Source organism: Pseudoalteromonas sp. MMG006, from assembly GCF_018101025.1.
Classification (GTDB): Bacteria; Pseudomonadota; Gammaproteobacteria; order Enterobacterales; family Alteromonadaceae; genus Pseudoalteromonas.
In genome coordinates this window covers 17,678-39,582 of sequence record NZ_JAGJEJ010000014.1, presented here as the reverse complement: position 1 = coordinate 39,582, position 21,905 = coordinate 17,678, and the positions used below count along the sequence as shown (strand labels likewise).

Genomic DNA, 21,905 nt, shown 5'->3' with positions numbered 1-21,905 from the left:
TATGGGATTTTTTCCGCGTAGTGCATTTGGACAAACCGTTTTTTTAGTGGCCGCTTTGCTGCTAATAAACCAAATTGTGTCGTATGTTACGGTAAGCTTTTATGTTGTAAAGCCCACCATAGAGCAAGTTAATTTAATGCTCGCAAAGCAAATTAAAACTGTATTTATTGACTGGGAAGACGGGGTCGAAATTAACGACGAAGTGTCGGCTAAGTTTTTTGAAATTACTGGAATTGAGGTAATGACTCAGCGCGAAGCAATGCGCCAAGGGCTTGGTCAAACTCGCGAATACTCAATGCTTTCACGTAGTATGTCTGAGCAATTAAATGGCTCTGCACGAGTGCGTATTAGCCAAACCGATCCATTAATATACTGGGTAGAAGCACCACAAGCACCAGGCTATTGGGTCAAAGTGCCGCTATCAGGCTATCAAGAAAACAACCTCGAGTTTTTAACTTTTTACTTATCAAGTATTGGCTTTTTAAGTGTTTTAGGTGGCTGGTTATTTGCTAGGCACTTAAACCGCCCGTTAAAAGCATTGCAACAAGCGGCGGTAAAGGTAGGCAAAGGCGACTTTAGCTCTAAGCTTGATGAAGAAGGCTCAACCGAAGTAATCGAAGTTACTCGTGCATTTAATCAAATGTCGCGCGGTATAGCCGCTCTTGAAAACGACCGCCGTTTATTAATGGCTGGCGTATCTCACGATTTACGCACGCCACTTACCCGTATTCGCCTTGCAACTGAGATGATGGTTGATGAAGATGATTACCTCCGTGAAGGCATTATTTACGATATAGAAGACATGAACGGTATTATCGATCAGTTTATTGAGTATTTACGCCACCATAAACGTGAAGAACTCGCCTGCGAAGATATAAACGCCTTAGTTGCTGAGGTTGTTCATTCAGAGCTACAACACCAGCGCACAATCATATTTAAGAGCAATCCAAGTATAGGCAAAATTCCATTGAGTTCTGTGGCTATTAAGCGTGTAATTACAAATATGATAGGTAATGCATTGCGTTACTCTGAGGATGATATTGAAGTACTGAGTTACTTTAATTCAAATAAAAAATACGTAGTTATTGCGGTTAACGATAAGGGGCCAGGTATACCTGAAAGCGAGCTTGAATCTGTATTTGAACCTTTTAAACAAGGGGATGCAGCGCGTGGCAGCGAAGGCAGTGGGTTAGGCCTTGCTATTATTAAACGCATTATTGATATGCATGACGGCAAAGTGAAATTAGAAAACCGCCCAGAAGGTGGCTTAAGTGCACAAATTTATTTACCGATTAAGGCGCTTAACTCTGCACAGTAAACTGTGCAGAGTTACTTACTCAATGACTTAAAGTGCTTTAAAGCGAATGGCTGTGCCACCGCTGGTAGCGAGTTTTAAGGTTAGTTTATCGTTTGTGGTGACTACGCGCTTTTCGATATTTAAATCATATGGATTATTTTTCCACTCTGCGTTTTTACCGTCTTGATAAATTTGCGCTTCAAACTTTTTACCTTGCTCTAAAAAGTCGAGCTTTACTTCAATAGTACGGGCTTTTTCGTCGGTTACGGCGCCTAAGTACCAATCATTACCTGTGTATTTATCGCGTTTGCGTTCTTTACGTGCAAATACAATAAAGTCGCCCACTTCGCCATCAAGAGCAATACTTTGCTGCCAATCTGTTGGTACGTCTTGTATAAATTGAAATGCGTCTGGCTTAGCTAAATAGTTTTTAGGTAAGTCGGCGGCCATTTGAATTGGGCTATATAACACAACATAAAGCGCAAGCTGTTTTGCAAGCGTAGTTTGTGGGCGGTTTGTATCATCCCCTAAACCATTAAAGCTCATATCAAAAATACCCGGTGTAAAGTCCATAGGGCCAGAAAGCATACGTGTAAAAGCAAGCATTGGTACATGCTTTGGTGGGTTAGGAGGCGAACCCCATGCATTATATTCTTGCCCACGTGCACCTTCTCGCGCAATCCAATTAGGGTAAGTACGGCGCAGGCCAGTATCTTTAATGGGCTCGTGGGTATTAATACTAATTTTATGTTTAGCAGCCAGTTTTACGTTGTGTAGGTATTCGTTAACCATAAATTGGCCATCATGCCATTCATGGCGCGCAATACCGTTTTTGTCTATACGTTTTATATTACCGCCATCAGCCACATAACCCGTTTTAACTTGGCTTACGTTTGATTTTTCGTAAAGAGCAAAAGCATCTTCCATTTGGTCACGGTAATTACTTACATTACCCGATGTTTCGTGATGTCCAATGAGTTGTACGCCTTTTTGTTTGCCGTATTGAGTCAGCGCAGCTATGTCAAAGTCGTCGTATGGTTTGGTAAAGTTAAATACATCACCATTAAAATACCAATCGCCATCCCAGCCTTCATTCCAACCTTCTACTAGCACACCATCAAATCCGTACTCAGCCGCAAAATCCATATAGTATTTTGTGGTTTGTGTGGTTGCACCGTGTTTTTTTCCGCTGCCCCATGTTTGCGTGTTTATATGCATGCCCCACCAAATACCTACGTATTTTCCTGGTTTTACCCACGACACATCACCGAGTTTATTAGGCTCGTTTAAATTTAATATAATGTCTGAATTAACTAAACCCACGGCGCTGTCGGCAATTTGAATGGTACGCCACGGGGTATTAAACGCGCCTTGTTTTTTAACCGCAATACCGTCTGACCACGGTGTTAAATCAGCTGTAAACGTACCTGGGCGGCGCTGATTTAGTACCATACCTGCGTAATCAACAAGGGCCGCTTCATGAATACTTACGTGAGTGCCATCATTTGTTTTAAACGTAAATGGTGTGTGGGCTAGCGCCGCTTCGTTAAGCGCGGTGGTGCTGTAAACGTACTCATAACGGTTCCAACCACGAGCGGGGATCCACCAAGCTTTAGCGTTGTGACTATTATTTATTGCAAACTCAGTTAGCTCTTTAGTTATATATGTTTGCTCAAAGCCTGCTTGTTTAGGTACTTCGTATCTAAAGCCGACTCCACTATTAAATGCGCGAAAACGAATGGTATAAGTGCCTAAGTTAGGTTCTTTTTTTGTAAAGGTAACAGCTACTTCGTAATGTTTATCTGTGACTGTTTGGCGCTCTCCCCATGGCTGTTGCCACTGTGAGTCTTCGCTTCGCTGCTTGATATCTTTAATTTTAAAGCCATCACTAAACGCAGCTTGAGTTTTAAATTCAAAACCAAGCAGCGATTTATTTATAATAGGCTTATTTTTAAATTTTATAGAGTAGCTTGGTGTGGTGTTTTCATCAGAAATAGTGACCGTTATTTGTGTGTCTGGCGATTTTAGCTCAACCGTTTTTGCGTAGCTGTTGCTAGCAAAGGCTAAAAGCACAAGTGCTGGTATTCTCATTGTGTGTCCTTAGGTGAGTCAGTGGTGACATTTAAGGATAATGACAGTTGTAAATTAATACGACTGGTTACATACGTATTCAATGTTTTAAAAAATAGAAAGAATTTAACTACTTGTTCGGTCTATAATGTAAATAAATTGATAATAGCGATGACTAATATGATCAAAGTTTTAGTTTATGTATTTTTATTATGTGCCAGCGCTCAGGGCTTTACCGCCAATATAACGATAAAAAATTCAAGTAATGAGCCCTTAGCTAATGCCGTTGTGTGGTTAACCGCTAGCGGTTCTACTGAGATTACCGTGCCCGAAGCTCCTTATGCAATGAGTCAACAAAATAGAGAATTTATTCCGCGAATATTAGTTGTTCCGCAAAATGCAAAAGTAGAATTTCCAAATGCGGATTCTATCATGCACCACGTTTATTCATTTTCTAAAGCAAAAACATTTGAATTAAAGCTATATAAAGAGCAGCCAAAAGCACCGATTATTTTTGACCAAACGGGTGTGGTTGAGCTTGGCTGTAATATTCACGATTGGATGCTAGGTTATATAGTGGTCGTCGATAGCACTGTGTTTGCAATTACAGATGAAAACGGTAAGGCTAATTTACAGACCGGCGCGGGCGAATATACGTTAAGTGTTTGGCATTCAGGGTTTAGTGATATAAGTAACGTTGAAACTAAAAACGTGATTGTAGGTACGCAACCGCTTGAATATAAAGTTAAACAGGAAGTAGCCGCGCAAATTGATTTTGCAACGGATGAATTCGATGATTATTAATCGCACTTTAACGTTTGTATTTTTAGTTAGTATTTTATTTTTTAGTGCTGCGCTACATGCGCAGGTTAAAGGTTTGATACAAGTTAGAACCGTACAAGGTGATGATAATACAAGCTTTCAAGATGGTGGAATTGGCCTCTATCGCCATGATACAAAAAGTGATGAGCTTATTTTATCGCAGGGTATTTTAGATTTTAATGTTGATTTAGCATCTAGTTGGTCGGCTCATGGGGTATTAAATTTAAATCAAGATCCTGATGTTGGCTTAGGCTTAACACAAGCTTATATTAAGTATCAGCCTCTAACTGATAGTAAGTACAAATGGCATGTGCGCGGTGGTGGTTTTTATCCGCTCATGTCGCTTGAAAACCCCGATATTGGCTGGACTTCTCCTTATAACTACACAAACTCAGCCATTAATAGCTGGATAGGCGAAGAGTTACGTACCGTTGGTATCGAAGCAACTCTTAAACGCCCAGCTAAACGCTTTAATTCTAAGCATAGTTTTAGCTTTGTAGGTGCTACGTTTAAAGGCAATGATCCTACCGGTACTTTACTCGCTTGGCGTGGCTTTGCATTGCACGATAGACAAACCACATTTAATGAAGGGGTTAACATTGGCCCTATAGCCTCATTAAATGAGTTTGATTTACGCTGGCAATCGGGCCGTGTTTTGCCCTTTGAAGAAGTAGATGGGCGATTTGGCTATTATGCAGGTGTACATTGGGATTACTTAAAAAAATCGCAATTTCGTGTTTATTACTACGATAATAACGGCGACCCCAGTACTGTAAATTATAGCTCTGGGCAGTATGCATGGGACACTCGCTTTACGAGCGTTGCCTGGCTATATAAATTTAATAGCAAAACTCGCTTTATAGCACAGGTGCTCAATGGTGAAACCGAAATGGGTGCGAATGCTTTAATTGATAATGCGTTTTACAGCCATTACTTAATGCTAAGCCATAAAGAAGGTAAGCATCGAGTTTCAGTACGCTATGATTACTTTAAAGTGACAGATAACGACACCACTGCGTTTGATCCTAATGCGAGCCATGGGGAGGGAGTAACCGCAACGTGGCGCTACCAGCTCAGTAATAGTTGGCAATTAGGTGTTGAAGGCTCTGCGATTAAAAGTTTTATAAAAAATAGAGCCGCCAGCGGCTTTGCACAGCGCATATCGCAGCAGCAAATTATGTTAAACGCTCAATGGCGTTTTTAAAGTACAAAAAAGGGAGCTTTTAAAGCTCCCTTTTAGTTTCAAAAAAAGTGTAAATTATTTTTTATCAAAAGCGCGTTTCATGTAGTTAGGTGTAGCGAGTGCACCATGGTGAATACCGCTGTTGTAGTATTCACTTTGCTTGGCTATTTGTGCTGCGCCGTCTTCTCTAAAGCCGCTAAATGCCTCTGATTTACGAGCAAGTGTTACCGACCATAAACCGCTTGGGTAAATTGGTTGTGGGAATGGCAGTGTTTGTAAATCATTAAATCCTACACTTAACATAGCTTCACGCATTTCAACTAACAATGGCATGTGCATAAGTGGCGATTCACTTTGCTGTACTAAAATACCGCCTGGGCGAAGTGCATTTAGGCAGCTTGTGTAAAACGCATGGTTAAATAACCCCTCACCAGGGCCTACTGGATCTGTACCATCAACAATAACAACGTCGATAGACTCACCCGCAGCTTCGCGCATGTATTTAATGCCATCATCAAACATAACGGTTGCACGAGGATCGTTATTAGACTCGCAAAGCTCTGGGAAGTATTTTAACGACATTTGCGTCACTACTTCGTCTATATCTATTTGGGTTACGGTTTCTACATCTGGGTGTTTTAATACTTCGCGTAATGTACCGCAGTCGCCGCCGCCAATAATGACCACGTTTTTAGGATTTGGGTGCGCTAAAAGTGCAGGGTGGCTGATCATCTCATGGTAAAAAAAGTTTTCGCGGGTTGTAACCATTGTACAGCCGTCGATGATCATTAAATTACCAAAGTCTGTGGTTTCGAACATTTCTACTTTTTGAAAAGGAGACTGTTTTTCGTCTAGCTTTTTGTTAATACGTAATGAAAATGCGCTGCCATCGCGGTCGCTAATTTCAGTAAACCACTTACTTTGATCTAAATTTGCCATAGTTGCTTTTACACTTTTTTGGTTGAGTATGAAAAAGGGGCAATTCTGCCAGTGCTTGTCGTTTTGCTCAATGAAATTTTAACCTATTTAACGAATAAAGTTAGCTAGGGGTGAGTGAAAGTTCAATTTTTGTTAGCCTAGCCAGTACTGACGTATTAAAATGCGCCTTTATAGCTAAATTGACTAAAGAAGAGTTGCCATGACCTGGGGTTTAGAAACAGCACGCGCTACTTATAACGTTGCTCATTGGAGTGATGGTTATTTTGATATAAACGCACAAGGCGAGTTGGTAGCCTACCCCGATGGTGACCAAACTAAAAGCGCGATTTCTTTAACGCAATTAACAGAGCAGTTTAAGCAACAAGGTTTGACGCTGCCGGTTTTAGTGCGCTTTACTGATATTTTAAAAAACCGTGTAGATACGCTGACAAATGCGTTTACTCAAGCACGTAGCAGCCGTGAATATAACGGGAAATACACCTGTGTATATCCTATTAAAGTAAACCAGCAACGCTCCGTGGTAAGTAAGTTACTTGCCCATCCTAGTGGTTTAGTAGGCCTTGAAGCTGGCTCAAAACCAGAACTTATGGCTATTTTAGGCGTTGCAAAAGAGCCAATTACTATTGTGTGTAATGGCTATAAAGACAGTGAGTTTTTACGCTTAGCGTGTATTGGCCAAGCCATGGGGCACAGCGTTAAAATAGTAGTAGAAAAACTATCAGAACTGACCACCTTACTTGAAGAAATAGATAACTTAGGCATTGAGCCCGCTATTGGCATTCGTATTCGCTTAAACTCAGTGGGTAAAGGTAAGTGGCAAAATACCGGTGGTGAAAAAGGTAAGTTTGGCTTAACTGCAGGGCAAGTGCTTAGTGCTGTTGAAGTACTTAAGCAGCATAATAAATTGCACTTAATGCAAATGGTGCATTTTCATATTGGCTCTCAAATTGCCAACATTCGAGACATACACCGGGCCCTGCGCGAATGTGCGCGCCACTTTGCGGAACTTACTCAGTTAGGTGTACCACTTAATACGGTTGATGTCGGTGGTGGTTTAGGCGTTGATTACGAAGGCTCGGGCTCTCGCAGTGCGTGTTCGATGAACTACACAGTAGAGGAGTACGCACGTAACGTAGTAAATGCGTTTGCAGAAGTGTGCGACCAACATAACCTTGCACACCCGGCCATTATTACTGAATCGGGCCGCGCTTTAACTGCTCATCACGCTGTGTTAATTACTGATGTAATTGATGTCGAGAAAGCACCTAATCATTTAAACCCAGAGCCACCTATTGAAAATAGTGCCCTAGTGCTTGATGAAATGTGGCAGTGTTTACAACGATTAAACCCGCGTATGGCGCTGGAAATTTATCACGATGCGATGCACCTATTTAGCGAAGCACACGATCAATACGTGCATGGTTTGGTCAGCATGTTAGAGTGGGCAAAAATAGAGCAGTTATACTTTACTATTTTACATCGCGTGCGTGCATCGCTTAGTAATAACGCCCGTGCACACCGCGAAGTACTCGACGACTTAAACGAAAAATTAGCTGATAAACTGTTTGTTAACTTTTCACTGTTTCAGTCGTTACCTGATGTGTGGGGTATACAACAGTTATTTCCGGTAATGCCAATAGAACACCTAAATCAGCCTTTAACTCAGCGCGCAATTATTCAAGATATAACCTGTGATTCTGACGGACAAATTCGTGAATACGTAGAAGGCGCGGGTATAGAAACCAGCCTACCTATTCCGGAGTACAAACCTGGTGAGCAATACCATATTGCTATGTTTATGGTAGGTGCATACCAAGAAATTTTAGGTGATTTACATAACTTATTTGGCGACACCGACTCAGTACATGTTGAGCTAAATGACGAAGGTTATGTATTAACCAATGCCATTAAAGGTGATAGCGTTAAGGATGTATTAAAGTTTGTTGACTATGATAGCGCCATTTTGGCGGATAACTTTGCTTATCAAGTTAATAAGCTAGCTGTATCTGAGCAATGCAAAGAGGGATATCTAGCAGAGCTTAATGCAGGCCTTGAAGGTTACACCTATTTTGAAGATTAATTTATAAGTAAATAAAAGCGCAGTGCTAGTTGCTGCGCACTGTTTAAAGGAATGGAAGTAATGTCAGTTATTCGCAGTGTATTAAGCCTTATTTTTTACACGTTAAACACACTTATATGGTTTGTGCCTATTTTTGCTTGTGGTCTTTTAAAGCTTATTCCTTTTAAGCCGCTACAAAAATTAATGAGCTGGACAGCCAAGTCATGTGCTACAGCTTGGGTCTCTTTTAATGGACTGAATCAAAAGCTATGTACGCCTACAAAATTAAATGTAACTGGCTTAGAAGACGTTAAATTAAAAGATTGGTACTTAGTAATTGCTAATCACCAAAGCTGGGTAGATATTTTAGTACTGCAGCGAGTGTTTAATCGCAAAATTCCATTTTTAAACTTCTTTTTGAAAAAAGAGCTTATTTACGTGCCTATTTTAGGTTTGTGTTGGTGGGCACTCGACTTTCCATTTATGACGCGCACCAGCAAAAGCCAGTTAAAAAAGAACCCTAAATTACGTGGTAAAGACCTAGAAACAACCCGTAAAGCCTGCGAAAAATTTAAAGAAATGCCAGTAAGCGTCGTTAACTTTGTTGAGGGCACACGCTTTACAGAGCAAAAGCACGCACGACAAAGCAGTCCTTTTCCACACTTATTAAAACCAAAAGCAGGTGGAATTGCATTTGTAATGCAGGCGATGGGTGAGCAAATTTCTAAAGTAGTGAATGTCACGATTCATTACCCCGATGGCATACCTACGTTTATGGACTTTGCTGGTGGTAAAGTTAAGCAAATCAACGTACATGTAGATATTCGCCCTGTGAGCAAAGAGCTAATTGGTGATTATACTGGCGACTCTGAGTTTAGAGTGGGCTTTCAAAGTGAACTAAATCGTTTATGGGAAGAAAAAGAGCTGACGCTACAACAGCTTGAGCAAAACCATAAACAATAAGGCGAATATAATGAGCTTACAGTTATGCTAAAAAAGTGGTTACCTAATTGGCTTAACGGCTTAATTGTAGGCTGCGTATTATTCTCTAATGTGATTATTTTTGGCACCTTAGTTTTATTACTGGGAGTGGTTAAACTACTACTGCCCTTGAGGATAATAAATACTCTTTTACATCAGGTCTATCGTGGCTGGTGTAATGGTAATAGATTTGGTTTGTGGCTGGGCTGCCCTAACATTGAAGTAAATATAAATGGCGATTTAAACGCGCAAAGTTGGTATTTACTTATTTGCAATCATATGAGCTGGCTAGATATAGCCGTACTTAGCTCATTACATAAATTGCCAGCTCCAAAGTTTTTTTTAAAAGATGAATTAAAATACGTGCCTTTTATTGGTACTGGCGCGTGGGCTATGGGCATGCCATTTATGAAACGCGTGAGTAAAGCGCAGCTCGCTAAAAACCCAAAGCTTAAAGGTTTAGATGTGGAGCGTACAAAACACAGTTGCCGTAACTTTAAGCGTAATCCCACTACAATAATTAATTTTGTAGAAGGCACCCGCTATACTCCCGCAAAGCACGCAAGTCAGCAAAGCCCTTTTAAACATTTACTTAAGCCTAAAGCTGGGGGGATAGCCTTTGCGCTTGAGGTACTTGGCGAGCAATTTGACGCCATGTTGAATTCGAGCGTAGTTTACAGCGGTAAAACTAGCCATGTGTGCCGCAATATTTTAAAAGGCGAGCTTAACTCAATTTATGTCTCTATTGATGTGATACCTATCAGCGAGCAAATGCTAGGCAGCTATCAACACGACAGAGTATTTAGAAGCGATTTTCAAAAATACGTTAATGAGCTTTGGGTTGCTAAAGATAGGCAGCTCACTGGCATTTATGCTCAACAAGATTTACTTGAACCACAAATCAGTAAGGAAATTGAAACACTATGACCCACACACACCTTCAGGATTTAATTGCACCTTGGTTTGAAAAAGTACCCGATGCAAATTTTCTTAGTTCAATTACAGCGGCCTCAATTGGGGTTTTATCACTATTAATTGTCTACTTGTTTACACGCCGATTAATGCTCCCTGGTATTCAAAAAATTGTAACTAAGTTATCTCCTGAGCGTATTGGTTTACTCTCCCCGTTGCTTAATAAACTCAATAAACGTATTGCAGGTATGCTATGTAGTGTACTTTTTTTAGCAACCTTTGATAGCGTATACCCGGTTAATGAGCTAACAGCCGAGATTTTAAAAACGATTGGGCAAGGCATACTGATTATTCATGTAGGCTTTATTTTTAGCAGTATAGTGAGTATAGCTGGTGCTATTTATAACCAGCTAGATTTTGCACGCGAAGTGCCTATTCAGGGCTTACTACAAGTCGTAAAACTTATTACGTTTATTGTATGTGCAATATTAATAGTGAGTATCGTGCTTGAAAAATCACCTACGTATATTCTTTCTGGCTTTGGTGCTATAGCCGCTGTTACCTTATTAGTATTTAAAGACACCATTTTAGGTTTTGTGGCGAGTATTCAAATTGCGGCAAACAGACTGGTTACTTACGGCGATTGGATCCAGGTAGAAAACTATGGCGCAGATGGGGAAGTAATAGATTTAGGTTTGAATACTGTAAAAGTGCGCAACTGGGATAACACCATTACGACTATTCCTACTTATATGCTGGTTGCGGGTTCGTTTAAAAACTGGCGCGGGATGCAAGAATCTGGTGGCAGACGTATTAAGCGCTCACTAAATATAGATATGCACAGTATTTGCTTAGTGAGTGATGGATTTAGAAAGCAAATAGATGCGGCTATTCCGCTGCATGAGTATATACGTGTTGCGTCATTGCCTGATCCGGTCTCTAACTTAGGGTTGTTTCGTCGTTACGCAGAGGGCTACTTAAAACAGCATAATAAAATTAATACAACGCTTACACTGATGGTGCGAGAGCTGCAGCCGTTAAATCACGGCTTACCTATTGAGTTTTATTGCTTTAGTGAAGACAAACGTTGGATTTCGTACGAGCACTTACAAGCTGAAATAATGGATCATTTGCTTGCTGTATTGCCGGTGTTTGGCCTTAGAGCGTATCAAAGTGTGAGTGGGCAATTAAGCCCACCGAATACCCAGCAAACAGATAAGCCAACCTTTAAAGTAATGGCAAATAGTACTGGGCAAGACCCACAGCAATAAATAAAGCTAATAGCCACCAAATAGGTGGCTTTTTTATTCTTAACCATGCAAAGGCCGCAATTATCAGCCCTACTTGCCATAGGTTATGCACTGCTGATGTCCAAATTGGTGAATACAATGCAGCGGCTAAAAAGCCGACTACGGCAGCATTAAGCGCTGCTATAGAGCTTGCGAAGCGAGGTTTGTTTGCAAGGTTTAACCAGCTTTTTTGAAATGCCAGCATTAATAAAAAGCCCGGTGTAAATATAAGAAGCGTAGCAATAATAGCGCCCACAAATGGCTGCTCTGTGGTTAACTGCGTGCCTAAATAGGTCGCAATGGTAAACATAGGTCCAGGCACTGCCTGTGCACTGGCATATGCACTTAAAAATTGATCGTCGCTTAGTGTGGGTAAGCCTGCTTGTAGTATTGGCAATACAACGTGTCCGCCACCAAACACCATTGCACCGGCCTGATAAAAAGCAGCAAACACATTGGCATTTTGACCTAAGGGTACAAAGCTAATAGCCAGTATGAGTACAAATACGCTTAAAGCGATCCAATTTACCTTACTTTTATTACTGTTAGGGCTACTTGATTGAGCAAGTTTGAGCATAGGCAAAATGGCGCCAACGGTGGCTGCAATAACTAAAATAGCTATTTGTGTGCCTAGCATAGGCATAAATATTAGCGCCAATGTACTTAGTACTGCTAGTAGCTTTAACACATAATTAGTACAAAAGCTTTTAGCCATGCTCAGCGTGGCATCGGCCACAATAACCACTGCAAATAACTTTAACCCCGCAATAACCGCAAAGTAAACTGCATCAAACTGATGCGCACTAATAGCAAGTAGCACCATAATTAAAAATGAAGGCAGTGTAAAACCAATAAACGCAGCTATTCCTCCAAGTACGCCCGCTCGCTCTACACCAATAGCAAAGCTTACTTGGCTTGAACCTGGCCCAGGAAGAGCTTGGCTCAAGCTAATAAGCTGGGCATAACGAGTGTTAGTTAGCCAGTTTAATGTATCTACAAAATGACGCTTAAAATAGCCTAAATGAGCAGCTGGACCACCAAAGCTCATGCAGCCAAGTAAAAAAAACTGCCTAAAAATAGCTAATAACATAGCGCCAAAGTCCTCGTTAAAATTCATTTAATTGTCACAAATCAGTATGACACTTTTATTAATACTACGCTGCAGAGTATGCTATTGTGCGTATTTGTGAAGTGAGCAGGGGTTAAATTTACTTAATTATTAACAGACACTTCATAGTTTGTTCATAGATGTATTTGCATACTCTTGCTAATTATAGAAAGAACAGGACATCATCATGACATTAACTAAATCACTAGTAAGTGCATCTGTTATAGCTCTACTTTTAAGTGGCTGTGAAATGAACAATACTGGTAAAGGTGCAGCTATTGGCGCAGCAGCCGGTGGCGTACTAGGTAAAGCAACGGGTAATCATAAAGATAAACGCATATTTATTGGTGCTGCCATTGGTGCGCTTGCGGGCGCTGCAGTAGGTGATTACATGGATAAGCAAGAAGAAGCGTTTCGTGATGAACTTGCAGGCTCGGGCGTTGAAGTTGTACGTGAGGGCGATAATCTACGTTTAGTTATGCCGTCTAATATCACTTTTGCGACTGATCAATCTTATATTTCATCAGGCTTTAACGATACCTTAGATGCAATTGCAAAAGTAATGAATAAATACGAAAAAACGTATCTTAGTGTTGAAGGACATACCGATAGCACAGGTAAAGATAGCTACAACATGAACCTATCGCGCGAACGTGCTCAAAGCGTTAAAAACTATTTAGTAAACCAGCAGATTATGGCTGCACGTATTAGCACAACAGGCTATGGCGAAACACGTCCAATTGCGACTAACGATAGCGCAAATGGCCGTGCTCAAAACCGCCGTGTAGAAATTCAAATAGTGCCGAACACAGAAGGTTAGTTTTTGTTGAACTGCAATTCACAAAGACGCTGATACAAAGGGGAGCTTGCTAGTAATTGCTGGTGGCTCCCTGTTGCTTTTATTTCTCCATTTTCCATTACTACAATCACATCTGCATGTTTAACCGTTGCCAACCTATGGGCAATAATTAACGTTGTTCTGTTTTGCATTAAATGCTCAAGCGCGGCTTGAACGTGATGCTCGCTTTGCGCATCGAGTGCGCTGGTTGCTTCATCAAGGAGCAGTATTTCAGGGTCTTTTAAAATAGCGCGTGCCAATACAATGCGTTGCTTTTGTCCGCCCGAAAGCCTTACCCCTTGTTCACCTAAAAAGCTGTTATAACCTTGCGGTAATTGTTTAATAAACTCATCTGCGTGGGCGTGCTTTGCAGCGGCATACACTTGCTCGTCAGTGGCATTTGGGTTGCCGTAGCGAATGTTATGCATTACATCTGAGCTAAATAAAATAGGATTTTGTGCCACCATACCCATTTTACCTCTAAGGGTATTAAGCGATAGGTCTTTAATGTTTATATCATTAAATTTAATCGCGCCTTTTGCTGGGTCGTAAAAGCGCTGTAGTAATTCAAATAACGTCGTTTTACCTGCGCCAGAGGGGCCAACAATGGCAACGGTTTTACCTTGCTCTATAGTTAAGCTTATTTTGTTAAGCGCGCTTACATCGGGGCGAGATGGGTAGTTAAAGCTAATGTTTTCAAGTTCGATAGCGGGACTGTTAGTGTTTACTAATAGCTCATCGTCTTGTGAAGTGATTGGGTTTTCTATTTCGCTTTTAACTGCAAGTAGCTCCAGTAAGCGCGCCGCAGCACCTGCTGCACGTTGCAGCTCGCCGTAAACCTCTGCAACGGTTGCCACCGACATAGCCACCATAATAGCGTAAAACACAAAGGCGCCTAGCTCACCGCCAGTCATAGTACCAGCTAGTACGTCACTGCCACCTACCCAAAGCATTGCGCTAATAGCGCTAAAAGTTAAAAATATGACCGCAGCAATTAAAAATGAGCGTTGCTTAATGCGGCTTTTAGCCACACTAAAGGCTTTTTCGGTTTCAAGTGCAAAAGCGTGCTGCTCTTGTGCTTCATGGCTATAGCTTTGTACTACTTTTATGTTTTGAATGATCTCGCCGGCATAGGTGCTTATGTCGGCTATTGCATCTTGGCTGGAGCTTGCAAGCTTTCGCACCTTTTTACCAAATACCATCATGGGTACCAATACCAGCGGCACACAAGCAACCACAACAAGGGTAAGCTTTAAGTTAGTAACTAACAGCATTACCAAGCCACCCACCAACATTAATGCGCTACGCAGTGCCATAGAAAACGATGAGCCAATAATCGATTGTAATAAGGTGGTGTCGGTTGTTAAACGCGACATAAGCTCGCCACTGCGGTTTTCTTCAAAGTAGCTTGGGTGCAGGGTAACAATGCGATTAAACACCGCTTTGCGAATATCGTTACTGACGCGCTCGCCAATCCACGACATTAAATAAAAGCGGCTAAACGTGCCCACGGCCAATAAGCTAATCAAACCAATAAGTACCAATACAGCTTGTTGTAACTGGGATTGGGAGCCTGCGATAAAGCCATGATCTATGACAAATTTAACGCCTTGCCCTAATGATAAGTTAACGCCAGCAGTTACTAAAAGGGCGCCAAGCGCCGCTACTACCATCCATTTATGCGGTTTAATAAAAGCAAAAATAGGTAATAAACTACTAAAGGCGGCTTTATCGGGATTAGGTGTTGTTTTTGACATAGTGGATTCTTTTTAAAGGTTAGGGTATAGATATGGCACTAAGATAATAAAAATCAATACGCTTAAATATAAGTACAGTTTAAATCATCAATAAGGAAACGTTATGACTACTAAAACCGTAAGTGGAGAATTTAATGTAAACCTAGCCCCTATAGAAGGCTACGCAAGCGGCCAAAATGGTATTAATTTAGGGCGTATGTCGATAGATAAAACTTTTAAAGGTAGCTTAAATGCCACCAGCCAAGGCGAAATGCTAAGCGCCATGACACCCACGCAAGGCAGTGCCGGTTATGTTGCTATAGAGCAAGTAATAGGCGAGCTTGAAGACAAAAAAGGCAGCTTTGTATTGCAGCATTTTGGTACTATGAATAAAGGCCAAGATAGCCTAATTTTAAATGTTATTCCTGATTCAGGCACTCATGAGCTAGAAGGGTTAACGGGCAGTATGAAAATACGTATTGAGCAAGGGATTCACTACTACGATTTTGAATACACTTTATAATACCAATCCGCAATATTACTTAATCATTTTGCGGGCCTAAACGTGTCGCTACCTGCGTTAAAAAATTCTCATTTAGAACAACTAAATAGCGAATTTTTTGCCTAGCTATCAACACGTTTTTCCATCCTCAAAAAAGATCACTTAAATAAGCGAATTGGTATAAGACACTCAAGGATTAAAGTGCAAAAAGTAATCGAATTTAGAAAGACTCGTTTTTTGGGTGGGGTAGATATAGTCGCACTGAATGACCGCATAAAGGAATTAAACCAAGATGGCTGGAAAGTAATAAACGCAGTGCCATTGACAGGCTTTTATGGGCAAGTGCACGGTTATACATTACTTATTGAAACTGACGAGCTTTAAATGACATTTACAGTATGGTTAAGCCTAGCGGCTATTTGCATGATGGGCGCAATGTCGCCAGGGCCAAGTTTGGCGGTGGTTTTAAAGCACTCACTTAACGGCAGTATGAAAAACGGTATGCTTGCCGCACTCAGTCATGGCACTGGCGTTGGCTTGTATGCCGGAGCATCGTTATTAGGGTTAGGTGCTTTAATGACGCAGTTTCCAACTGTTTATCAAATACTCGTTTACTTAGGTGCGGCCTATTTGGCGTATTTAGGCATAAAAATATTGCTAGCAAAACCAAGTAATAACGAACTTGAAGTACAAAAAAGTGAGGTAAGTGCAGCTAAAGCATTACAAGATGGCTTTGCCATTGCTTTTTTAAACCCCAAGCTCGCTATTTTCTTTTTAGCCTTGTTCTCACAGTTTATTGACCCTCAGGCACTTACTTTAAGTGTGGGCATAATTATGTGTTTAACGGTGTTTGTAATTGACACCGGCTGGTATTTGCTCGTGGCGTTACTGATAGAAGTTTCAAAAAATCGCTTTGGTTTTACTAAGCAAAACCCATGGCTTGATAAAATATTGGGAATTATATTTATCATGCTAGCCATAAAAGTAGTGTTTAGTGTGTAATGATTTATTGGATTTATAAATCAATAGGTTAGAGTGTAACTTAGCTTTTTTAATCTATAAAACGTTTAGATGTATTGAGGATAAACCAATGAGCAACCCTATTTTAAAAAGTGCCAGCTTTGATCCTAAAGTGAAACAATACTGGATGACTATGGCATGCTTTTTTAGTGCCGTTGCTTTAGTGACTATTCCGCTCATACCCGTGGTGTTAATTATTGTTTGGCTGGTGGCAGGTAAAGTTTTAGTGGCTATGTCGGCGCAATTACTCACGCAAAAGCTGGTTGTTAAACGCGGTATTTTATTTAAAGAAGAAAAATCGATACCACTTGAAAAAATAACCGATGTTGGGCTGAGCCAAGGGCCGCTGATGCGTTTATTTGGTTTATACCGCTTAAGTTTTGAAACTGCGGGGCAGTCTGGCCATGGTGCATTGGTGTCATTACTTGGTGTTGTAAACGCAAGTGAGTTTAGAGAAGCCATACTTGAGTAAAAAGATAACTTAGCTGCGCAAGCACCTAAAGTGGAAGAGTTTGCTGAAGATCACCTCAACCAAGCATTACTTGCCCGCTTAGTTGAGGTAGTAGAGCGAATAGATACGCGCTTAGCTGCTTTAGAGGCGAAGCGTTAAACGCTTTGTAATTGAGCTTGCCCCGCAAGCATACTTAGCTCTTTGGTACGGCTTTCAACAATTTGATACTCATGTGCTTTAATTGTGCTTACATAGTTCCACTTAGCACTGGCTTGTGTGGGTGTAAAAGTAACGGTTAAATAGCCGCGCTCTACTAAATTATTATAAGCAAGGTCGTCAACTAACAAAGCAATCACTTGCTCTATTTGTGCCACGGTTTGCGCATCTTGTGTGTTTAGCGCTAAATACTTTTCAAGCCCTGGTGATGAAACCGAGGCAGTTGCAAACTCCACTCCTGCATTTTGTGAGGCTGCAATAGGGTTATTGGCATCAGTTTTAAGCTCTCCTGCCCAACCATTATGTGTATCACCGGCTAAAACCACTAAGTTTTTTTGTGCAGCAATAGCGGTGCCTAATAACACTTCTCGCTCGTAGGCGTAGCCATCCCAAGCATCAAGGTTATACGGTATGGTGGTTTCTACCCGTGCAAGCTCAGCGGCTGTAACGCTTGGGTCACCCGCTAATACTCGGCCTTTAATTTTCGCCAGCTCTGCAAATAAAATATTTGCCTGTGCGAGTAAAGCACTAGGGTCGCCACCACTTGCTTGTGTACTTTGTAAGCTAGCTAGTAGCAGCATCACTTCTACAGGTAAATGCATTTTGGTCATGAGCACTTGTTGCCCTAATACTTGCCACTGAGTACTTGAGGTCGTTATTGCATCGCTAAGCCAAGTAAGTTGTTCACTGCCTAATAATGCGCGATCACTCGCACCAATTGCTGCGGCAAATGCACTTTGACCCACAGGGGTTGTGAGATCAAAATCGCTGTAGCTAAGCTGTTCATCACGGGCCAAAACGCGGGTGTCTAGCATGTATAAAGAAACTAAGTTACCAAATTCAAAGCGACGGTAAATGCGCTCTTTATCGGCTACATTACGAATTGGCATCCACTCAAAGTAAGCTTGTAGTGCATTTAGCTTACGTTGGCTAAACTCGCCTTCACCTTCGTTATGATTTTCAGCGCCTTCGCGCCATGTGTCGTTGGTAATTTCGTGGTCGTCCCACACCGTTATAAATGCACAGTGGCTATGGGCTGCTTGTAAGTCGGCATCGAGGCGATAATTTGCATAGCGTTTTCTGTAATCGGTAAGCGCTATAATTTCACTGCTGTTATCGAGGGGGAGAAGTCGGTCTAATTGGGCAGCGTCTTCGGTTGCATAGCCAGTATTACTGTACTCGTAAATGTAATCACCTAAATGTAATACGGCATCTAAATCGCTTTGCTTAGCAATTTCACCATACACATGGAAATACCCGGCAGGGTAATTTGCGCACGATACAACTGCTAACTTTACTTTATCTACGTTACCTACAGGAAGCGTTTTTCCTTGCCCGGTAGGGGAGGTTTTTCCGTGTGCGTTAAATCGGTAGTAATAAATGGTGTTGGCATCAAGCCCTTGTAAATCAACTTTAAGCGTAAAATCGGTGGTATCACTTATGCGTGCTTCACCATCGTGAACAATATTAGTAAAGCTTTTATCTGTGGCGGCTTGCCACTGCACGTTTAATGTTTTAGTTGTTATATTAAGTGGGGTTACACGGGTCCAAATAATTAAGCTATCGCTAAGCGGGTCGCCGCTGGCAACACCGTGATCAAAGCTAACAGGAGTGTCGTCATCGTCATCAAACCTGCAACCTGCTAAACCAAGTGATAATACGGCAGCGCCAAATCCTGCTGCCGATGCTTTTAAAAAACTTCTCCGTGTAAATTCCATTGCTTTGTACCTGTTAAGTGTAAAAAGCAAAGTGTAGGCAATTTAGGTTACTTTTTTATGAAGCAGTTAAAAAACTTCACTCACTTGCGTTGCGTTACAGGTTATAACCGTTACGTTTTCGTAGCCAACGCGGGTTAGCGCTTCTGCGCTTAATGTGGCGCGCGCACCGCTGGCACAATGTAAGTAAATAGGGCGGGCAGGGTCTTTTTCTATTTCCATTAGCTTCATTTCGAGTAATCCGCGAGGAATATTGATTGCCCCAACTGCAGCTACATTGGCACGCTCAGCAGGTTCGCGCACATCAATAAGCAGCCCTTTATTTTGTTCAAGCTCTTGCTTTGCTTGTGCTGCATCAATGCGGCGCTGGTTAGGTGTGATAATTTTTAGTAAATCAGGAATTGAAGTAAGCATGAGTAGGTATATCCTCTTTTTGCGCAAAAGACACTCACGGGCATCGCTTGGTGTAATTTGATTGCACTAAGTTAATGCCAATAAATGTGTTAAAAATTGAAAGCTACTCTCAACAAAGTAGTTTAAAAGCACCGAAATTGTAACGGCACAGCCACTAATAAAAACTGTATTACCGATGATTTAAATCTAATACTAATTAATATTAGCAACCCCTAATGTTAATTATATTAGAACTTACTAATGTAAAAGTCTATAATTAAAGCACGCAAAATAACTAAGCATCACAATGAATATTGAACAACTTGCCGAAAACGCTCAGCAGGCAGAGCAATTTTTAAAACTTATGGCTAATAAAAGTCGCTTAATGATTTTATGTAGTTTGTTGCAAGGTGAGCAAAGTGTGGGTGAGTTAAATAAAAATATTCCGTTGGCCCAGTCTGCTTTGTCTCAGCATTTGGCGAGTTTACGCAAAGCGCAGCTAGTGGCTACTCGCCGCGATGGGCACACTATTTATTATTCGCTAATCGACCCAAAAGTTGAGTTGATTATTACGTTACTTTACGAGTGGTTTTGCAAGCAAAGTACGGCTAAATAATGTGTTTTAAATAAAGGTCGCAATTTCATTAAGCGATTTTTTATCAAGTGCATGGGCAGGTACTGTTGCATCATCGCTTGGGTAGCCTGCAATAAGTAACATGTATGGGCGTTCGTTGTCTTTGTCACGCTTACATATATCGGTTAAAAAGCTCATTGGTTTTGGGGTATGGGTAAGTGTTGCTAAACCACTACGATGCAAAGCTTGAATTAAAAAGCCGGTAGCTAAGCCAACAGACTCATGCACATAATAATTGGTGTTTTTATCATCGGTGTTTACGCCTCCCTTTTTTTGACTAAATACGGCAATAAGCCAAGGCGCGTGTTCTAAATAAGGTTTACTAGCATCGGTGCCTAACGGCTTTAGCGCATCGAGCCATTCTTCTCCTGCTCTGCCTTCATAAAAAGATCGCTCTAGTTTTTCGGCGGCCTCTCTTATTTGTTTTTTTACATCACTACTGTTTATAGCCACAAAATGCCACGGTTGATGATTAGCTCCACTTGGCGCAGTACCAGCTGCTTTAATACAGGCTTCAATTATATTTTTAGGTACGGGTCGGTCGCTAAAGCTACGAATACTATGGCGGCGCTGACTAGTTTGTAAAAATTCGTTTGCACGCTTTAGCATTTCATCGTGAGGGTATTCTATAAAGTCGTTTAGTGGTTGGCTTTGATGTTTTTGCATGGCTTTACGCTTCTTATAAAGTGTGTGTGTGGTTTTTATACCGACTGAATAAATGCTAGGCAAGTATTTTTACTTGCTGTGTTTATTTATTGTTACAAAATTAACTGTCGTGTAACTTATGTTCCTTTTTTTTATGTGGTATAAAAAACGCAATAAAAAACTATTAGAATTCAAGGAAGTAAAAATGCTATCAATAACAGGGTTATCTAAAACCTACGATAATGGCGTACATGCACTACAAGGTGTTGATTTATCAATAGGAAAAGGGATGTTTGGGCTGCTTGGGCCAAATGGCGCGGGTAAATCGTCACTTATGCGCACTATTTCCACGTTGCAATCTGCCGATTCGGGTTCAATCACTTTTGATAGTATTGATGTTTTTAAAGACCCACAGGCTCTGCGCCAACGTTTAGGTTACCTACCGCAAGATTTTGGCGTATACCCGCGTGTTAGTGCTTACGACTTGCTGGACCACATGGCTGTTTTGAAGGGCATTCATAACAAAGGCGAGCGTAAAGAGTCGGTGGAAGGCTTGCTTGCACATACTAATTTATATCAACATCGTTCAAAAGCCGTAAGTGGCTTTTCGGGCGGTATGCGCCAGCGTTTTGGAATTGCACAAGCCTTACTTGGCGACCCTGATTTACTAATTGTTGATGAACCCACCGCAGGGCTAGACCCTGAAGAGCGAAATCGTTTTCATAACTTGTTAGTAAGCTTGGGCGAGCAAAAAGTCGTTATATTATCGACCCACATTGTTGAAGATGTAGCAGAGCTTTGCCCAAATATGGCCGTACTGGCAGGCGGAAAAATACTATTAGAGGGTAACCCCATTGCCCTTACCGATAAACTCCAAGGCCAAATTTGGCGCAAAGCTATGAGCCAAGAAGAAGCGCTAGAGCTTGAACCGCAACTGCCTGTTATTTCAAAACGCTTATTTGCTGGGCAAACCATATTACATGTATTAGCCAATGAAGCCCCTGAAGGTTTTGAGCTCAGCAGTGCAAACCTAGAAGATGTGTATTTTTCTACATTGCTTAATCATCGTAACAGCCAAGTAGCATAAGGGGGCGC

Annotated in this window: 20 protein-coding genes and 1 pseudogene; 14 read left to right on the top strand and 7 right to left on the bottom strand. The window is 41.3% G+C overall.

The features are described from left to right. The first annotated feature begins 1 nt into the window (after position 1). Complete coding sequence (envZ, locus tag J8L73_RS13470; protein ID WP_138684017.1) at positions 2 to 1,318, top strand: two-component system sensor histidine kinase EnvZ; 1,317 nt, start codon at positions 2 to 4, stop codon at positions 1,316 to 1,318. 27 nt (positions 1,319 to 1,345) lie between these two features. Here envZ and J8L73_RS13465 read toward each other — a convergent pair whose 3' ends face one another. Further along, entirely contained in the window at positions 1,346 to 3,388 is a 2,043-nt protein-coding gene (locus J8L73_RS13465) for a glycoside hydrolase family 97 protein (RefSeq protein WP_211017831.1), read from the bottom strand. 159 nt (positions 3,389 to 3,547) lie between these two features. Between J8L73_RS13465 and J8L73_RS13460 the strand changes: the two genes are divergently transcribed. Both J8L73_RS13460 and J8L73_RS13455 read left to right on the top strand, forming a co-directional pair. Next, a complete protein-coding gene (locus J8L73_RS13460; RefSeq protein ID WP_211001316.1) occupies positions 3,548 to 4,171 on the top strand; it encodes a methylamine utilization protein in 624 nt (207 codons plus the stop codon). Next, entirely contained in the window at positions 4,161 to 5,393 is a 1,233-nt protein-coding gene (locus tag J8L73_RS13455; RefSeq protein WP_211017829.1) for a hypothetical protein, read from the top strand. The genes J8L73_RS13460 and J8L73_RS13455 overlap by 11 nt, the downstream gene beginning before the upstream one ends. A gap of 54 nt (positions 5,394 to 5,447) precedes the next feature. Here J8L73_RS13455 and speE read toward each other — a convergent pair whose 3' ends face one another. Next, positions 5,448 to 6,311 carry a polyamine aminopropyltransferase gene (gene speE / locus J8L73_RS13450; RefSeq protein WP_211017827.1) on the bottom strand — a complete coding sequence of 288 codons (864 nt, stop codon included), beginning with the start codon at positions 6,309 to 6,311 and terminating at the stop codon, positions 5,448 to 5,450. Between the two features lie 199 nt (positions 6,312 to 6,510). On the opposite strand from speE, the gene speA reads away from it, so the two are divergent. From speA to J8L73_RS13430, 4 genes are read left to right on the top strand one after another with little or no spacing between them, the layout of a single operon-like run. Next, the gene (speA, locus tag J8L73_RS13445; protein WP_211017825.1) at positions 6,511 to 8,391 is read left to right on the top strand and encodes a biosynthetic arginine decarboxylase; all 1,881 of its coding nucleotides are present in this window, start codon (positions 6,511 to 6,513) and stop codon (positions 8,389 to 8,391) included. Between the two features lie 60 nt (positions 8,392 to 8,451). After that, on the top strand, positions 8,452 to 9,333 hold the full coding sequence (locus J8L73_RS13440; RefSeq protein WP_211017823.1) for an acyltransferase: 882 nt from the start codon (positions 8,452 to 8,454) through the stop codon (positions 9,331 to 9,333). A 24-nt stretch (positions 9,334 to 9,357) separates the two neighbouring features. Then, positions 9,358 to 10,278, top strand: a complete 921-nt coding sequence (locus tag J8L73_RS13435; RefSeq protein WP_211017821.1) for an acetyltransferase — start codon at positions 9,358 to 9,360, stop codon at positions 10,276 to 10,278. Next, positions 10,275 to 11,534 carry a mechanosensitive ion channel domain-containing protein gene (locus J8L73_RS13430; protein WP_211017812.1) on the top strand — a complete coding sequence of 420 codons (1,260 nt, stop codon included), beginning with the start codon at positions 10,275 to 10,277 and terminating at the stop codon, positions 11,532 to 11,534. The genes J8L73_RS13435 and J8L73_RS13430 overlap by 4 nt, the downstream gene beginning before the upstream one ends. Here J8L73_RS13430 and chrA read toward each other — a convergent pair. After that, entirely contained in the window at positions 11,491 to 12,642 is a 1,152-nt protein-coding gene (gene chrA / locus J8L73_RS13425) for a chromate efflux transporter (RefSeq protein WP_211017932.1), read from the bottom strand. The genes J8L73_RS13430 and chrA overlap by 44 nt on opposite strands. A gap of 205 nt (positions 12,643 to 12,847) precedes the next feature. Between chrA and J8L73_RS13420 the strand changes: the two genes are divergently transcribed. Further along, positions 12,848 to 13,480, top strand: a complete 633-nt coding sequence (locus J8L73_RS13420; RefSeq protein WP_211017810.1) for an OmpA family protein — start codon at positions 12,848 to 12,850, stop codon at positions 13,478 to 13,480. Here the strand turns inward: J8L73_RS13420 and J8L73_RS13415 are convergent. Then, entirely contained in the window at positions 13,477 to 15,255 is a 1,779-nt protein-coding gene (locus J8L73_RS13415; RefSeq protein ID WP_211017808.1) for an ABC transporter transmembrane domain-containing protein, read from the bottom strand. The two genes, J8L73_RS13420 and J8L73_RS13415, sit on opposite strands and share 4 nt — an antisense overlap. A 103-nt stretch (positions 15,256 to 15,358) precedes the next feature. Here J8L73_RS13415 and J8L73_RS13410 point away from each other — a divergent pair, with 103 nt between their 5' ends. The 4 genes and pseudogenes from J8L73_RS13410 to J8L73_RS13395 all read left to right on the top strand — a co-directional run. Continuing rightward, entirely contained in the window at positions 15,359 to 15,757 is a 399-nt protein-coding gene (locus tag J8L73_RS13410) for a DUF3224 domain-containing protein (RefSeq protein WP_211017806.1), read from the top strand. Positions 15,758 to 15,937: 180 nt separating this feature from the next. Then, positions 15,938 to 16,120 carry a hypothetical protein gene (locus J8L73_RS13405; RefSeq protein WP_211017804.1) on the top strand — a complete coding sequence of 61 codons (183 nt, stop codon included), beginning with the start codon at positions 15,938 to 15,940 and terminating at the stop codon, positions 16,118 to 16,120. Further along, entirely contained in the window at positions 16,121 to 16,738 is a 618-nt protein-coding gene (locus tag J8L73_RS13400) for a LysE family translocator (protein ID WP_211017802.1), read from the top strand. Positions 16,739 to 16,826: 88 nt separating this feature from the next. Continuing rightward, positions 16,827 to 17,225 (top strand): annotated as a pseudogene (locus J8L73_RS13395) (PH domain-containing protein); the annotation flags it as partial. A 137-nt stretch (positions 17,226 to 17,362) separates the two neighbouring features. Here the strand turns inward: J8L73_RS13395 and J8L73_RS13390 are convergent. Together J8L73_RS13390 and J8L73_RS13385 are read right to left on the bottom strand one after the other, a co-directional pair. After that, positions 17,363 to 19,141 (bottom strand): alkaline phosphatase D family protein, encoded by a 1,779-nt coding sequence (locus J8L73_RS13390; RefSeq protein WP_211017798.1) that lies wholly within the window; start codon positions 19,139 to 19,141, stop codon positions 17,363 to 17,365. Between the two features lie 66 nt (positions 19,142 to 19,207). After that, positions 19,208 to 19,552 carry a rhodanese-like domain-containing protein gene (locus tag J8L73_RS13385; protein ID WP_211001303.1) on the bottom strand — a complete coding sequence of 115 codons (345 nt, stop codon included), beginning with the start codon at positions 19,550 to 19,552 and terminating at the stop codon, positions 19,208 to 19,210. Positions 19,553 to 19,838: 286 nt separating this feature from the next. On the opposite strand from J8L73_RS13385, the gene J8L73_RS13380 reads away from it, so the two are divergent. Beyond that, a complete protein-coding gene (locus J8L73_RS13380) occupies positions 19,839 to 20,147 on the top strand; it encodes a metalloregulator ArsR/SmtB family transcription factor (RefSeq protein ID WP_211017796.1) in 309 nt (102 codons plus the stop codon). A 6-nt stretch (positions 20,148 to 20,153) separates the two neighbouring features. Here J8L73_RS13380 and J8L73_RS13375 read toward each other — a convergent pair whose 3' ends face one another. Beyond that, positions 20,154 to 20,831, bottom strand: a complete 678-nt coding sequence (locus J8L73_RS13375) for a nitroreductase family protein (RefSeq protein ID WP_138684037.1) — start codon at positions 20,829 to 20,831, stop codon at positions 20,154 to 20,156. A 184-nt stretch (positions 20,832 to 21,015) separates the two neighbouring features. On the opposite strand from J8L73_RS13375, the gene J8L73_RS13370 reads away from it, so the two are divergent. Then, positions 21,016 to 21,897: an ABC transporter ATP-binding protein gene (locus tag J8L73_RS13370; protein WP_211017794.1), complete on the top strand. Its 882-nt coding sequence runs from the start codon at positions 21,016 to 21,018 to the stop codon at positions 21,895 to 21,897. Positions 21,898 to 21,905: the final 8 nt, after the last annotated feature.

Bases quoted from the DNA above. Each gene is read 5' to 3' on its own strand.
- envZ (WP_138684017.1), top strand. From the start codon at position 2: ATGGGATTTTTTCCGCGTAGTGCATTTGGACAAACCGTTTTTTTAGTG.
- J8L73_RS13465 (WP_211017831.1), bottom strand. From the start codon at position 3,388: ATGAGAATACCAGCACTTGTGCTTTTAGCCTTTGCTAGCAACAGCTAC.
- J8L73_RS13460 (WP_211001316.1), top strand. From the start codon at position 3,548: ATGATCAAAGTTTTAGTTTATGTATTTTTATTATGTGCCAGCGCTCAG.
- J8L73_RS13455 (WP_211017829.1), top strand. From the start codon at position 4,161: ATGATTATTAATCGCACTTTAACGTTTGTATTTTTAGTTAGTATTTTA.
- speE (WP_211017827.1), bottom strand. From the start codon at position 6,311: ATGGCAAATTTAGATCAAAGTAAGTGGTTTACTGAAATTAGCGACCGC.
- speA (WP_211017825.1), top strand. From the start codon at position 6,511: ATGACCTGGGGTTTAGAAACAGCACGCGCTACTTATAACGTTGCTCAT.
- J8L73_RS13440 (WP_211017823.1), top strand. From the start codon at position 8,452: ATGTCAGTTATTCGCAGTGTATTAAGCCTTATTTTTTACACGTTAAAC.
- J8L73_RS13435 (WP_211017821.1), top strand. From the start codon at position 9,358: ATGCTAAAAAAGTGGTTACCTAATTGGCTTAACGGCTTAATTGTAGGC.
- J8L73_RS13430 (WP_211017812.1), top strand. From the start codon at position 10,275: ATGACCCACACACACCTTCAGGATTTAATTGCACCTTGGTTTGAAAAA.
- chrA (WP_211017932.1), bottom strand. From the start codon at position 12,642: ATGTTATTAGCTATTTTTAGGCAGTTTTTTTTACTTGGCTGCATGAGC.
- J8L73_RS13420 (WP_211017810.1), top strand. From the start codon at position 12,848: ATGACATTAACTAAATCACTAGTAAGTGCATCTGTTATAGCTCTACTT.
- J8L73_RS13415 (WP_211017808.1), bottom strand. From the start codon at position 15,255: ATGTCAAAAACAACACCTAATCCCGATAAAGCCGCCTTTAGTAGTTTA.
- J8L73_RS13410 (WP_211017806.1), top strand. From the start codon at position 15,359: ATGACTACTAAAACCGTAAGTGGAGAATTTAATGTAAACCTAGCCCCT.
- J8L73_RS13400 (WP_211017802.1), top strand. From the start codon at position 16,121: ATGACATTTACAGTATGGTTAAGCCTAGCGGCTATTTGCATGATGGGC.
- J8L73_RS13390 (WP_211017798.1), bottom strand. From the start codon at position 19,141: ATGGAATTTACACGGAGAAGTTTTTTAAAAGCATCGGCAGCAGGATTT.
- J8L73_RS13385 (WP_211001303.1), bottom strand. From the start codon at position 19,552: ATGCTTACTTCAATTCCTGATTTACTAAAAATTATCACACCTAACCAG.
- J8L73_RS13380 (WP_211017796.1), top strand. From the start codon at position 19,839: ATGAATATTGAACAACTTGCCGAAAACGCTCAGCAGGCAGAGCAATTT.
- J8L73_RS13375 (WP_138684037.1), bottom strand. From the start codon at position 20,831: ATGCAAAAACATCAAAGCCAACCACTAAACGACTTTATAGAATACCCT.
- J8L73_RS13370 (WP_211017794.1), top strand. From the start codon at position 21,016: ATGCTATCAATAACAGGGTTATCTAAAACCTACGATAATGGCGTACAT.